The organism is Burkholderia sp. BCC0405 (genome assembly GCF_902833075.1).
Lineage (GTDB): Bacteria > Pseudomonadota > Gammaproteobacteria > Burkholderiales > Burkholderiaceae > Burkholderia.
Genome location: NZ_CADFEO010000005.1, coordinates 37,061 through 50,313, shown reverse-complemented (window position 1 = coordinate 50,313; position 13,253 = coordinate 37,061). Strand labels below are relative to the sequence as shown.

11 protein-coding genes are annotated in these 13,253 nt (G+C 69.3%); 2 read left to right on the top strand and 9 right to left on the bottom strand.

Annotation, left to right across the window (positions count from 1 at the left end):
- Positions 1-152 precede the first annotated feature (152 nt).
- The 9 genes from HWX36_RS09580 to HWX36_RS09540 form a co-directional block, all read right to left on the bottom strand.
- A complete protein-coding gene (locus tag HWX36_RS09580; RefSeq protein ID WP_175951877.1) occupies positions 153-1,478 on the bottom strand; it encodes an FAD-binding oxidoreductase in 1,326 nt (441 codons plus the stop codon).
- A 2-nt stretch (positions 1,479-1,480) separates the two neighbouring features.
- Positions 1,481-2,215 carry a cupin domain-containing protein gene (locus HWX36_RS09575; protein ID WP_175951876.1) on the bottom strand — a complete coding sequence of 245 codons (735 nt, stop codon included), beginning with the start codon at positions 2,213-2,215 and terminating at the stop codon, positions 1,481-1,483.
- A 115-nt stretch (positions 2,216-2,330) separates the two neighbouring features.
- Positions 2,331-2,744 (bottom strand): AraC family transcriptional regulator, encoded by a 414-nt coding sequence (locus tag HWX36_RS09570; protein ID WP_175951875.1) that lies wholly within the window; start codon positions 2,742-2,744, stop codon positions 2,331-2,333.
- Between the two features lie 25 nt (positions 2,745-2,769).
- Entirely contained in the window at positions 2,770-4,047 is a 1,278-nt protein-coding gene (locus HWX36_RS09565; RefSeq protein WP_175951874.1) for an FAD-dependent oxidoreductase, read from the bottom strand.
- 199 nt (positions 4,048-4,246) lie between these two features.
- Positions 4,247-6,118: an ABC transporter ATP-binding protein gene (locus HWX36_RS09560; RefSeq protein WP_175951873.1), complete on the bottom strand. Its 1,872-nt coding sequence runs from the start codon at positions 6,116-6,118 to the stop codon at positions 4,247-4,249.
- Positions 6,118-7,077 (bottom strand): ABC transporter permease, encoded by a 960-nt coding sequence (locus HWX36_RS09555; protein ID WP_175951872.1) that lies wholly within the window; start codon positions 7,075-7,077, stop codon positions 6,118-6,120. Before HWX36_RS09555 ends, HWX36_RS09560 begins: the two co-directional genes overlap by 1 nt.
- A gap of 32 nt (positions 7,078-7,109) precedes the next feature.
- A complete protein-coding gene (locus tag HWX36_RS09550) occupies positions 7,110-8,063 on the bottom strand; it encodes an ABC transporter permease (protein ID WP_175951871.1) in 954 nt (317 codons plus the stop codon).
- Positions 8,064-8,142: 79 nt separating this feature from the next.
- A complete protein-coding gene (locus HWX36_RS09545; protein ID WP_175951870.1) occupies positions 8,143-9,717 on the bottom strand; it encodes an ABC transporter substrate-binding protein in 1,575 nt (524 codons plus the stop codon).
- Positions 9,718-10,216: 499 nt separating this feature from the next.
- Complete coding sequence (locus tag HWX36_RS09540) at positions 10,217-10,885, bottom strand: haloacid dehalogenase type II (RefSeq protein ID WP_175951869.1); 669 nt, start codon at positions 10,883-10,885, stop codon at positions 10,217-10,219.
- Between the two features lie 421 nt (positions 10,886-11,306).
- Between HWX36_RS09540 and HWX36_RS09535 the strand changes: the two genes are divergently transcribed.
- Both HWX36_RS09535 and HWX36_RS09530 read left to right on the top strand, forming a co-directional pair.
- Positions 11,307-12,167 carry a GNAT family N-acetyltransferase gene (locus HWX36_RS09535; protein ID WP_175951868.1) on the top strand — a complete coding sequence of 287 codons (861 nt, stop codon included), beginning with the start codon at positions 11,307-11,309 and terminating at the stop codon, positions 12,165-12,167.
- 12 nt (positions 12,168-12,179) lie between these two features.
- Positions 12,180-13,106 carry a glyoxylate/hydroxypyruvate reductase A gene (locus tag HWX36_RS09530; protein ID WP_175951867.1) on the top strand — a complete coding sequence of 309 codons (927 nt, stop codon included), beginning with the start codon at positions 12,180-12,182 and terminating at the stop codon, positions 13,104-13,106.
- Positions 13,107-13,253: the final 147 nt, after the last annotated feature.

The window sequence follows — 13,253 nt, the reverse complement described above, 5'->3', positions numbered from 1 at the left end:
CCGCGAACGGCACGCATCATGGCCTGCCGGAGCAGCCGGGAATCGCGGGGCGGTCGAAGCCTTGCGACGGGTCGGGATCGGCGCGTCCGACGACGATTCACACCATCGGCGCGGCCCGGTCGCGCGCCGGGGCCGCCATCGACCGCCGAATGCTAGAAATCGGCAACCTTGCCCCATGCGGACGCGTCGAACCGGCCCGGCCGATACGGGATCGGGTCCACGATCGGTTGCGTACCGGTGGCGAGATCCGCGATCAGGTGCCCCGCGCCGGGGCCGATGCCGAAACCGTGCCCGGAAAAGCCGGCAGCCAGGATCAATCCCGGCACGCCCGGCACTTCGCCGATCCCCGGAACGCCGTCCGGCGTGCTGTCGACGAAGCCGGCCCACGCATGCGTGATCGTTGCGTCGCGCAGCTCGGGCAGCAACTCGACGGCGCGACGATAGGTTTCGGCGACCGTCGGCATATCGGGTTTCGGATCGAGGATGCGCACCTGCTCCATCGGGGTCGGCGCGTCGAGCCGCCACCGCTTCAGCGTTTCGTGTCCGCCGCGCACGCCCTCCAGGCCGCCCGGAAGCAGGTTGCGCCAGCGCTTGGCGAACATCGGCACGAACTGCGGGGCGAATCGCAGGAACTGCGGCGTCACGTCCACGCGCGCGCGGCCGCTGATGGCCAGTGCATAGCGTCCGTCGCTGCGGCGCGTCACGGACACCCCCGACGTGTACATCGCATCCGGCAGCGGATGCTCGACCGGCGACACGCTCAGGATCGACTGACGGATCGACGCCTGCGGAAAACGGATGCCGAGCTGGCGGCAGAACGACGACGCCCACGCGCCGCCGGCAAGCACGACCGTCCGGGTCTTGATCACGCCGGCTTCGGTGACGACCCCTGCGACACGCCCGCCCTCGAGTTCGATCCCGCGCGCCGCGCATTGCTGGTGCACGCTGCCGCCCAGTTTCATCAGTGCCGCCGCCACGGCCGGCGCGGCCTTCCCCGGGTCGGCCGTGCCGTCGGTCGGCGAGAACACGCCGCCCTTCCATGGCCGCCCGGTTGCGCGCCCGCGCTCGCCGGCCTGCTTGCTGTCGAGCATGTACGTCGTCACGCCCGCGGTCTTCGCGAAGTCGCCCCAGCTGGCCCAGCGGGACAGCTCGGCCTCGTCATTGCTCAGGTACAGCAACCCGCAGCGATGAAAGCCCGTGTCTTCGCCGGACTCGGCGGAGAATCGCTCCCACAGATCGATGCTCTTGCTGGCCATCGGCAATTCGCGCTCGTCGCGGTTCTGCTGCCGGCACCAGCCCCAGTTGCGGCTCGACTGCTCGGCGCCGATCCGCCCCTTCTCGACCAGCGCGACCGACACCCCGCGCCGGGCCAGGTAGTACGCGGTAAAGACGCCGATGATTCCGCCGCCGATCACGACGACGTCGGCCGAAGCCGGCAGCGTGGGCGACGTTTCTATTTGGCGCAGCGGAGGGGACATGTTCAGTCTCGTTCGGTGGATACGTGGACGTTCTGCACGACGTAGAATTTCGCCACGCGCTCGCGGCTTTCCCACCCGATCGGCGCGCCGCGCGGCACGAACAGCGCATCGCCGGCGCCGAGCGACAGCACGCTGCCGTCGGGCGCGGCGAACCGTACGCTGCCGGCCAGCAGGAACATGAACTCGTTCACGCGATGCGGGCGAACGATGCGGTGATAGGCCGTGGAATCCCACGTGCCCGCGCAGTACTCGGCGCCGTCGTCGATGAACACGTTGTCGCTGCGGCATTGCGGTGCGGGCCCGAGCAGCACTTCCGCCGGCAGCGACGACGACGGCTTGAAGTCCGCGTCGGCCCTCAGCGGAAAGCATCCTCGCTTCGTCGGTGTCGCGCACGCGGCCGCGCAGAACATGAGAAGCACGCGCGATGCCGCGCTGACGCGAAGCGCCGTGCCGCCGCCGATGACGGCCCCCTCTCCCGGCCCGAGCACCAACGGGGCGGCCCCGTCCGCTTCGAGCGTCAGTTCGCCTTCGACCACGACGAGGGTTTCAATGTGCGGATAGCTCGAGACGTCGAGCTCGCCAACGAAGCGGATCCGCCCCGCGGCCATCGAGTCGGGCCCTTCCCACGCGATCTCGCGATGTCGCGCGAAAGGATCGCACTCGCCGAACGCCCGCATGTCGAACGCGGTTGAAGAAGGGCTGCCGTCGGCACGGTGCAACACGAAAACTGCGCTCATTCCTGCTCCTGTACTGTGCGCGCGGGCCGGGTGGAAAGCCGCCGCGCGATATCGGAAATCGTCGTTTGCCGGCGCGTCGGCCGGCAACCCGCGGGCGGGCACGCCGCCCTTGCACCTACGCGACGTGACACGACGCTTCGCGGTGTTCGGTCCGCGTGCGGATCGCCTGCACGCGCGCCGGTGCGCCATCCGTGCGCGCGACCACGTAGTCGCGCGGCGTGATCCCGAGCACGCGCCGGAAATGCCGGCACAGATGGCTCTGATCGAAGAAGCCGACCTCGGTCGCCACGACCGACGGCGCCAGGCCGGCCCGCAACAGGTCCTGCGCCCGCCGCACCCGCACGAGGCACAGATAGCGGTGCGGCGACAACCCGACTTCGCTGCGAAAGCGCGCGGTGAAACGCGACACGCTCAATCCGGCCACGGCCGCGAGCGTGTCGAGGTTCAGCGGCTGCGCAAACGACGCATCGATCGTGCGGAGCACGTCGCCGATTGCCGGCGAGAGCGGGCAAACGAATCGTGCGTTCATGTCGAATCCTCCCGGGTCACGCGTTTCAATGCAGGAAATCCTGCATCCGGTAGTACGCGCCGACGATGGGCAGGAACCACGCATGCCCGAAATGGCCCGGCATCGCCGGCCAGTCGAGCTCGCGCCACGGGTTCGACGCGGCTGCCCCGTACAGCACGTCGGCCATCACGCGGCCCATGTGCACCGACATCTGCACACCGTGGCCGCTGTAGCCCATCGAGTAATAGAGTCCGTCGTGCTGGCCCGCGCGCGGCAGCCGGTCGGCGGTGATGTCGACCAGCCCGCCCCAGCAGTAATCGAGCCGCACGTCGGCCAGTTCCGGAAAATATCCGGCCATGCCCGCGCGCAGGACGTCGCCGCTTTTCGCGTCGGAGCGCGGGCTCGACATCGCAAAACGCGCGCGGCCGCCGAACAGCAGCCGGTTGTCGGGCGTCACGCGGAAGTAGTTGCCGATCTGGCGCGACGTCACGTACGCGCGGCGATGCGGAAACAACCGGTTCAGTTGCGCGTCGGGCAGCGGCTCGGTGACGACGATGAAACTGCCGACCGGCGCGATGCGCCGCCGGAACCATGCGAACGGGCCGTGCTGCGACGCGCCGGTGGCGACCAGCACGCGGTCGGCGACGAGTGTGCCGCGCGCACAGGTGATCTTGTGCCGCTCGCCCCCGAGCCGTTCGAGCCGCGTGACGGCCGCCTGCTCGTAGATGCGCGCGCCGGCCCGCACCGCCGCCTGCGCGAGGCCGACGCCGAACTTGCCCATGTGCATCTGCACGCCGCGGCGCTGCAACAGCCCGCCGTGGAAACCGTCGGACGCGACTTCCTCGCGGATCCGCGCCGGCTCGATCAGTTCGATGTCCGGATCGACGTCCCGCCGCAATGCGTCGAACGTCTTCGCGAGCCCCGCGAAATGCTGCGGCTTCGCGGCGAGCTTCAGCTTGCCCGCCCGCCGGAAATCGCAGTCGATCGCGTGCTCGGCCACGATCGTCTCGACGCTCTTCACGGCGCTTTCGTACGCGCGATAGAACTGCTTGGCGGGTTCGGCGCCGATTCGCGCGGCCAGCGATGCGTAGTCCTGCGCCACGCCGGTGTTGCACTGGCCGCCGTTGCGGCCCGACGCTTCGCCTGCGATCTGCGCGGCTTCGAGCACGACCACCGAGACGCCGCGCTGCGCCAGCGCAAGCGCCGCGGACAGACCGGTGAAGCCGCCGCCGATCACGGCCACGTCGGCGCGCCCTTCAACGGGCCCCTCGCAGCCGGCGCGAAACGCGGGGCGGGTATCCAGCCAGTACGATTCGAATTTCATCGGATCCTTCTCGAGCACTCGGCACCGACGATCGGCGACCGTCCGTTGCAAGCCATTTAATCACCATCGAAAAGCGCAGTTGCCGCGTATTCACGCACGGCGCGCGCACGATTCACCGTTTTGCACGACCGCCGCAGCACACTATGCGGAAGGCCGCTCGCCGGGCGCGGCGCACGCGATGCATGGGCGCCGCCGCGCGTTACAGGCGCACCGGCTGCACCGGCGCGTCCGCCCCGGCCGGCTCGGCCTGGAAGCGCGCGAGATCGTCCTCGCTGCGATGGCACAGCACCTGCGCGCCGTTCCCGAGCGTGCGCAGGACCGGCGCCGTGCGATTGCACACACCGTCCACCCGCATCGCGCAGCGCGACAGGAACGCGCACAGCTCCGCATCGTCCGCGCTCTCGCCGATCGGCACGAGCGGCCGATGGCAACGCTCGGCCGCACCGTCGAGCCAGCCCGCGCGCAGTTCCGGCGCGGACGATACGAGCAGGTGCGAATACGGGTGGTAAGGTGGTGCGCACAGCGCATCGCGGCTGCCGGTCTCGACCCGCCGGCCCGCGTACAGCACGACGATCTCGTCGCTGATCGCGCGCACCTTCGCGATGTCGTGCGTGATGAATATGTACGACACGCCGAGCTTCGCCTGCAGGTCGCGCAGCAGGTCCATGATCGCGGCGCCCACCACCGTATCGAGCGCCGACGTGACCTCGTCGCACAGGATCAGGTCGGGCTCGGCCGCGAGTGCGCGCGCGAGGTTCACGCGCTGCTTCTGTCCGCCGGACAGCTCGCCCGTGCGCCGCGCGGCGACCGTCTGCGGCAGCCGCACGAGTTCGAGCAGTTCCGCGACGCGCTGCCGCGCACGCGCCCCCTTGATCCCGTGATAGAACGCGAGCGGCCGCGCCAGCGTGCGCTCGACGGTATGCACCGGGTTGAGCGCGGTATCGGCGTTCTGGAACACGATCTGCACGCGGCGGTGCTGCTCCTTGGTGCGTTTGCCGATATCGCGCGCGAGCGGCTCGCCGTCGAGCAGGATCTCGCCGCCCGTCGCCGGCACGAGGCCCGCGATCACCTTCGCGAGCGTCGTCTTGCCGGAGCCGGATTCGCCGATCACGCCGACCGTCTGCCCGCGCCCGATGCGCAGGTCGACTTCGTGCAGGATCACCTTCGCGGGCCAGCCTTTCGCGGTCCGGCCGCCATAGCCGGCGATCGCGCCGCGCAGGTCGAGCAGGTGCGCCGGCGCGGCGGGCGCCGCTTTCGCATCGTGCCCGGCATCGCCCGGCGTGACCGCCGCGATCAGGCTCTGCGTGTACGGGTGCGCCGGCGCATGCAGGATCTGTTCGGTCTCGCCCGCCTCGCGGATCACGCCGTCGCTCAGCACGACGATCCGGTCGGCCATCTGCGCGACGACCGCGAGATCGTGCGACACGTATACGGCGCTCATCCCGCAGCGCCGGATCACGCTCTTGAAGGCCTGCAGCACGTCGATCTGCGTGGTCACGTCGAGCGCCGTGGTCGGTTCGTCGAGGATCACCAGCTCCGGATCGGTGATCAGCGCCATCGCGGCCATGAGCCGCTGCAACTGGCCGCCCGACACCTGGTGCGGGTAGCGCCTGCCGATCGTCTCCGGCTCCGGCAGCGCGAGCGCGCGGAACAGCTCGACCGCCTTCGCCTGCGCATCGCGCTTCGTCATCGTCTTGTGGATCAGCGCGCTCTCGATCACCTGGTCGAGGATCGTGCGCGACGGATTGAATGCGGCAGCGGCGCTCTGCGCGATGTACGCGACCCTGCGGCCGCGCAGCGCGGCCAGTGCAGGCGCGGACAACGTGCAGACGTCGGTGCCGCCGAGCTTCACGGAGCCGCCGGCGATCCGGCAGCCGGCGCGCGCATGGCCCATCAGCGACAGCGCGATCGTCGTCTTGCCCGACCCGGATTCGCCGATCAGCGCGAGCACCTCGCCGCGCCGGATCTCGAAGTCGACGCCGTGGACGATCGTCGTTTCCTCGCCGCCCGGCCGGCCGCCGACCACACGCAGCCCGCGCACCTCGACGAGCAGGTTCGATTCGTGTTGCATCAGTGCCCTCCCGCGGCGCCCGCAGCGCCCTTGCGGCGGCCGCGATGCGGCAGGCCGTCGATCAACAGGTTCACGCCCACCGTCAGGATCGCGATCGCGACCGCGGGCATGATCGCGACGGCCGAGCCGTCGCCGAGGCTCGCGATGTTCTCGCGCACGAGCGAGCCGAGATCCGCGTACGGCGGCTGCACGCCGAGCCCCAGAAAGCTGAGGCCGCTCAGCAACAGCACGACGAACGTGAAGCGCAGCCCGGTGTCGGCGAGCATCGGGTGAATCATGTTCGGCAGCATCTCGACGCACGCGATGTACAGCGCGCTTTCGCCGCGCGCCCGCGCGACCTGGACGAATTCGAGCGTGCTGATGTTGACGGCCAGCGCGCGCGCGATCCGGTACGAGCCCGGCATGTAGCTGACCGCGGCGGTGAGGACCAGCAGCGGCAGCGACGAGCCGAACGCGGCGACGAACATCAGCGCGAACATCTTCGACGGAATCGACGTGAGCGCATCGAGCAGCCGGCTCATCGTCTCGTCGACCGCGCGGCCCGACACGGTCGCGAGCAGCCCGAGCGTCGTGCCGGTCAGCGCGGCGAGCAGCACGGCCGCGAGCGCGAGCAGCACGGTCAGCCGCGTGCCGTACAGGATCCGGCTCAGCATGTCGCGGCCGAGGAAATCCGAGCCGAACGGCAGCTTCGCGCTGAACGGCGCGAATACGTCCTGCGTGACGATCGTGCCGACGTCGTGCGGCGCGAGCAGCGGTGCGAACACCGCGATGAACAGCATCAGGCCGACCATCGACAGGCCGACGCGACCGCCGGCCGTCAGCTTCATGCGCGCGGCGCGGCGCTTGCGCGGCCGATCGGGGGCGGGCGCGGCGGGCGGCGGCGAGCCGCCCCACGGTGGGCGCTGCTCGCCGGACGGCGGCAGCGCGCTGCTGCGTTGAACGGGTTCGGTCGGTTGCATGGGCGGCATCTCGGAAGAAGGACGGCAACCTGTCAGGTGCGCAGTCTCGGGTTCGACACGATCGAGCACAGGTCGGCAAACAGCACGAGCGTCAGATACGCGACGCAGAAGATCAGCGTGCACGCCTGGATCAGCGGGAAATCGCGGTTGCCGACGGCATCGACCATCAGGCTCGCGAGGCCCGGATAGTTGAAGATCGTCTCGACGACGATCACGCCGCCGAGCAGATACGACAGGCTCAAGGCGACCGCATTGGCGATCGGCCCGATCGCGTTCGGCAGCGCATGGCGCAGCACGACGCGCGCGGGGCTCGCCCCCTTGAGCACGGCCATTTCGACATACGACGCGCTCAGCTGCTCGATCACCGCGGCGCGCGTCATGCGCGCCATCTGCGCGATCACGACCGCGCACAGCGTCAGCACCGGCATCGCATAAGCGCGCAGGAAGTCGTGCACGCTGTCGATCGGGCCGCTGTACGACAGCGCGGACAACCAGTGCAGCTTCACGGCCAGCACGAGCACCGCGACCGTCGCGATCAGGAATTCCGGCGTCGCGACGAGCGACAGCGTGCCGAGGCTGATCACGCGATCGATCGCCGACTCGCGCTTGACCGCCGCGAGGATCCCGAGCAGCAGCGCGATCGGCACCGACACGGCCGTCGTGATCGCCGCGAGCGCGAGCGACTTCGGCAGGCGCCCGCCGATCATGTCGGATACCGGCATGTCGCCGGACAGCGAGCGGCCGAAATCGCCGTGCAGCAGCCCCGCGAGCCAGTGCAGGTAGCGCACGTGGGCCGGCATGTCGAGGCCGAACTGCTGACGCAGCGCGGCGACCGTCTCCGGCGTCGCCGACTGGCCGAGCGCGGCCTGTGCGGCGTCGCCCGGCAGCAGGTTCGTGATCGTGAAGATGATCGCGGACACGATCAGCAGCGTCAGCGCGGTCACCGCGATGCGCCGGCCGATCAGCCCGAGCAGGATTCGGTTCATGGAGCGGCACTCCCGAAAAGGCCGCGCACAGCCGGTGCGGTGTCCCGCACCGGTCGCGCCACGGCGGCAAGCGTCGGCATCAGGCGTTCCACCACACGTGCTCGGCGAACATGAAGCCCATCATCCCGCCGGTCGGCACCGAGCCGAGGCCCGCGAGCCGCTTGTCGTACCCGTCGAGGAAGCTGATGAACGCCGGAATGCCGACCCGGCCCTGCTGCGCGACGATCGCCTGCATCTCGCCGTACATCTGCTTGCGCTTCGCGTTGTCGGTCTCGGAGCGCGCGGCGAGCAGCAGCTGGTCGAACTTCGTGTTCTTCCAGCCCGACTCGTTCCACGGCGCATCCGACTTGAAGAACTGCGTGAACAGCACGTCGGCGCTCGAGCGCGGGTTGATGTTGCCGAAGCCGAGCGGATGCTTCATCCAGTGGTTCGACCAGTAGCCGTCGGGCGACACGCGGTTCACCTGCAGGTTCAGTCCGATTTTCTGGCCGGCCTGCTGCAGCAGCACGGCCATCTCGATCGACCCGTTCGCATCCGAGGTCGCGTAGATCGGCGGCAGCGCGGCGCCGAGCGCACCGGCCTTCTGGAACAGGAACTTCGCCTTGTCCGGATCGTGCGGGCGCTGCGGCAGCGACGCATTGAAGTAGCGATGCCCCGGCGGGATCGGCTGGTCGTTGCCGATCACCGCGTAGCCGCGGAACACCGCCGAGCGGATCTGCTCGCGATCGAACAGGTACTTCATCCCCTCGACGAAATCGGGATGGGCGGTGATCGGGTTTTCGCTGCGCATGATCAGGTCGGTATAGAGCCCCGACTTGGTTTCCTTCAGCGCATAGCCGGGCGTCGACGCGACCCGCTGCGTCGAGCGCGGGTCGATCGAGTTGATCAGGTGCACGTCGCCCGACAGCAGCGCGTTCAGGCGCGCGGCGCTGTCGCTGATGCCGATCAGCTCGATCTCGTCGAGGTACGGCATCCCGGGCTTGAAGTAGCTGTCGTTGCGCACGCCGACGGTCGATACCCCCGGCTTGAACGACTTGAGCTTGTACGGCCCGCAGCCGATGCCGGTCGAGAAGTCGGCCGTGCCGTCCTTGACGATCACGAGCTGCGGCGTCGCGAGGATCACCGGCAGGTCGGCGTTCGCGCTCGCGAGCGTAAGCGTGACCTCGTCCGGACCGCTCGCCTTCACGTCGGCGAACTGGTCGGCGAGCGTCTTGACCTTCGATGCGGTGGCGGCGTTCTTGTGGCGCATCAGCGAGAACACGACGTCGGCCGGCCCGACCGGCTTCCCGTCGTGAAACGTGACGCCCTTGCGCAGCTTGACGATCCACGTCTTCGCGTCGGTCGTCTGCAGCGACTCGGCGAGATTCATCTGCGGCGTCAGGCTCGCATCGAGCTGCGTGAGGCCGCTGTAGAACATGAAGAAGCGGATGTAGTCCGCGCCGGTCGAGCCCTTGGCCGGATCGAGCGTATCGGCCGTCGAACTGGATTCGTTCGCGACCCGGATCTTGCCGCCGCGCTTCGGCGCCGGCGCGGCGAACGCCGACTGCGCATTCATCAGCAGCCCGCCGCCGCCGACGGCCATCATGCCGCTCGCCGCCATGACCCGCATCATGTCGCGGCGCGTGAAACCGCCCTTGTCGATATCGTCGTTCATCCGAACTGCTCCTGACTGTGGAAAGTGGGTCCTGGGGTCCAGCGTGGTTCGATCATCCCGTTGCGCCCGCCTGCTGGTGGCCGGCGCAACGTCTTGCACATGAAGTTCATTTAAGCATCGCCAAAATGCGGGTTGTCGCGATTCGGGGCGGCCGCACGACACGAATCAACCGTTTTGGGTAGGCTGCGCAGCATGAATTGCTGCGTGCGTATACGTCATGTCACGCCGCGTCATGTCACGCCACGCCACGCCGCGTCACGCCGTTTGGCCGACACCGTGCGCGACGACCGTGCCGACCCGCAATGCCCCCGCGCCGCCGCGCCGCGCGCCGGCCCCGCATGAAAATTCAGACGATAGCCGGCGCCCGACGCTACCGATCCGGGCCCCGACCGCGGTGCGGGCGGCTTGCCCGGCGCCGCGCCCGCGCGTATCGGCCGCCGGGCAGCGACGCAGGCGATCCCGGCCGGTTCGACGGCGCGCCGCGCGGCCGATACGCCGCCTACAGCCCGAGCTGCGTCGCGAGATGGCCGATGTCCGACACCTCGTAGTAGTTGTAGAACGGCGTGCCCGGCTCGTGGCCGCGGTTGACGAACGCCTTGTGCTTGATCCCGAGATCCTCCGCCGTCATCAGGTCGTAGCGCAGGCTCGACGACACGTGCAGCACATCCTCCGGCTGGCAGCCGAGCTGGCCGAACATGTATTCGAAGCCCTGCATCCGCGGCTTGTACGACTGCGCCTGTTGCGCGGTGAACACCGCATGGAACGGCGCGCCGAGCTTGTCGACGTTGCTCATGATCTGGTCGTCCGATGCGTTCGACAGGATCACCAGCTTGTATTTTTTGGCCAGTCGCGACAGGCCCGCGGGCACGTCCGGATGCGGGCCCCAGGTCGGCACCGCCAGATAGAAGCTTTCGGCCTCGGCCTCGTCGAACGTCACGCCGAGCCTGTTGCAGGTGCGGCGGATCGCGTTGACGACGACATCCCGGTACGGCTTCCATGCACCGAGCACCTCGTCGAGGCGGTAGGCGGCGAACGCGCGCACGAACGCCTCGAGCGCGACCGGCGACAGCCGGTCCGCGTAAACCTCGCGCGCCATTTCCGCCATCCGGAAGCGGGTGAGCGTGCCGTAGCAGTCGAACGTGATGAACTTCGGTTCAAATTGGATCATGGTGACGTCCTGTCGGTGTGAAGCCCCGGCAGGGCCGGGGACGGGCTGGGTTGTATGAAATTGAATCAGGGCAAAAAATCCGCCGCGCGTCGTTCGAAGCCGCTCAAAGCGCAGAATCGCCGCGTGTTGCGCGCCTCGCACGGCACGATCTGCGGTGGCCTTCATTGGGGCGCACGGGCGGGTGCGTGATGCCTGGCCGCTTCGGCGCCTTGCTTCAATCGTATTGCGTTCGAACAGCAGAAGCTGCCGGAATGACGGGTCGGGCCGGCACGAACCGCGCGTTCCCGCGCGCCGATCAGGCCGGTTTGCGTCGAACTCGACCGACCGGCCGCCAGCACCGGAAAACAGGCGAATCGTCCTATCCGCACCGCCGTGTCGCTGGCACAGTGGGCGCATCGTTCCCACTCATCCGGAGTCCGGCGTGTCCGACCTCAATCCTTCCAGCACGCTTACCTATCGCCCGTTCGCCGAAGCCGACCTGCCCGCCGCGCATCGGCTGTCGGAGGCAGTCAAGTGGCCGCACCGGCTCGACGACTGGCGCTTCGTGTTCCAGCTCGGCGGCGGCTTCGTCGCCGAGGACGAAACCGGCATCGTCGGTACCGCACTGGGCTGGCGCTTCGGCGAAGCGCACGCGTCGCTCGGCATGGTCATCGTGTCGCCCGAGCGCCAGGGCCGCGGCATCGGGCGCGAACTGTTTTCCCGCGTGCTCGACAGCCTCGGCTCGCGAACCATTTTTCTGCATGCGACGCCGGCGGGCGAACCGCTGTATGCGAAGTTCGGATTCGAAGCGATCGATACGATCGATCAGCACCAGGGCGCCGCATTCCAGCCGCCGCTGATATCGCTGCCGCCCGGCGAGCGCCTGCGGCCCCTCGGCGCAAACGACGGCCCGCGGCTTGCCGCGCTCGCGTCGCGGGCCGCGGGCTATCGACGCGACGCGGTGATCGAGGCGCTGCTCGGCGTCGCGAACGGCATCGCACTCGACCGCGACGGCGAACTGCTCGGCTTCGCGCTGTTTCGCCGTTTCGGCCGCGGCCACGTGATCGGCCCGGTGGTCGCACCGGACACGCTGCGCGCACAGGCGCTGATCAGCCACTGGCTCGCGCTGCATGAAGGCATGTTCGTGCGGCTCGACGTGCCGGGCGACAGCGGGCTGTCCGACTGGCTGCAAGGGCTCGGGCTGCCGCGCGTCGATACCGTCGTCGCGATGGCGCGCGGGGCGACGCCCGAACGCGACCCCGCGCTGCGCGCGTTCGCGATCGTCAGCCAGGCGCTCGGCTGAACGGCACGCCCGATGAGCTTCCTCTACAAGGCCGACCCGGTGCGCGGCGCGCAATGGGCGCAGCGCTTCGCGCAACAGGCGCCCGACCTCGCGTTCCGAATCTGGCCGGACATCGGCGATCCGCACGACGTCCGCTACCTCGCCGCATGGCAACCGCCGGACGAACCGGCCGCGTTGCTGCCGAACCTCGAGGTCGTGTTCTCGGTCGGCGCCGGCATCGACCAGTTCGACCTGTCGCGCGTACCTGCTCACATCCCGGTCGTGCGGATGATCGAGCCCGGCATCGTCGAAGGCATGGTCGAGTATGTGACGCAGGCCGTGCTGACGATTCACCGCGACCTGTTCGACTATGCGGCGCAACAACGCGCGCAGGTGTGGCGCGAGAAACCGGTGCGCGCGGCCGCGTCGCGGCGCGTCGGCGTGCTCGGGCTCGGCACGCTCGGCCAGGCCGTGCTCGATACGCTGCGGCGCTTCGGGTTCCCGTGTGCCGGCTGGAGCCGCACGCCGCGCACGCTCGACGGCATCGACTGCTACGCGGGCGACGCGGCGCTCGACGCGTTCCTGGCCCGCACCGACGTCCTGATCTGCCTGCTCCCGCTCACCGACAGCACCCGCGGCCTGCTGGGCGCGCGCGTGTTCGATGCGCTGCCGGCCGGCGCGTCGCTCGTGCAGGCCGGGCGCGGGCCGCAGCTCGATGCGGCCGCCCTGCTCGCCGCGCTCGACAGCGGCCGGCTCGACAGCGCGATCCTCGACGTGACGGACCCCGAACCGTTGCCCGCCGGCCATCCGTTCTGGACGCATCCGCGAATCCGGATCACGCCGCACATCGCGAGCGCAACGCGGCCCGATACCGCGGTGGACGCCGTGCTCGCGAACCTCGCGCGGCATCGCGCGGGACAGCCGATGATCGGCGTCGTCGATCGCGCGCGCCGCTACTGACGCGCGCCTCCGGTGCGGCGGGGTGCGCAGCAGAAAATGCCGAAGCACCCCGTGCAAACGCCGTATCCATACGTTTCGGGCAGCGAATTGAAGGCACAGTCGAATGGCTCGCCCGGTAGCATGAACTCACCGCTGACACCCGACGAG

Bases quoted from the DNA above. Each gene is read 5' to 3' on its own strand.
- HWX36_RS09580 (WP_175951877.1), bottom strand. From the start codon at position 1,478: ATGTCCCCTCCGCTGCGCCAAATAGAAACGTCGCCCACGCTGCCGGCT.
- HWX36_RS09575 (WP_175951876.1), bottom strand. From the start codon at position 2,215: ATGAGCGCAGTTTTCGTGTTGCACCGTGCCGACGGCAGCCCTTCTTCA.
- HWX36_RS09570 (WP_175951875.1), bottom strand. From the start codon at position 2,744: ATGAACGCACGATTCGTTTGCCCGCTCTCGCCGGCAATCGGCGACGTG.
- HWX36_RS09565 (WP_175951874.1), bottom strand. From the start codon at position 4,047: ATGAAATTCGAATCGTACTGGCTGGATACCCGCCCCGCGTTTCGCGCC.
- HWX36_RS09560 (WP_175951873.1), bottom strand. From the start codon at position 6,118: ATGCAACACGAATCGAACCTGCTCGTCGAGGTGCGCGGGCTGCGTGTG.
- HWX36_RS09555 (WP_175951872.1), bottom strand. From the start codon at position 7,077: ATGCAACCGACCGAACCCGTTCAACGCAGCAGCGCGCTGCCGCCGTCC.
- HWX36_RS09550 (WP_175951871.1), bottom strand. From the start codon at position 8,063: ATGAACCGAATCCTGCTCGGGCTGATCGGCCGGCGCATCGCGGTGACC.
- HWX36_RS09545 (WP_175951870.1), bottom strand. From the start codon at position 9,717: ATGAACGACGATATCGACAAGGGCGGTTTCACGCGCCGCGACATGATG.
- HWX36_RS09540 (WP_175951869.1), bottom strand. From the start codon at position 10,885: ATGATCCAATTTGAACCGAAGTTCATCACGTTCGACTGCTACGGCACG.
- HWX36_RS09530 (WP_175951867.1), top strand. From the start codon at position 12,180: ATGAGCTTCCTCTACAAGGCCGACCCGGTGCGCGGCGCGCAATGGGCG.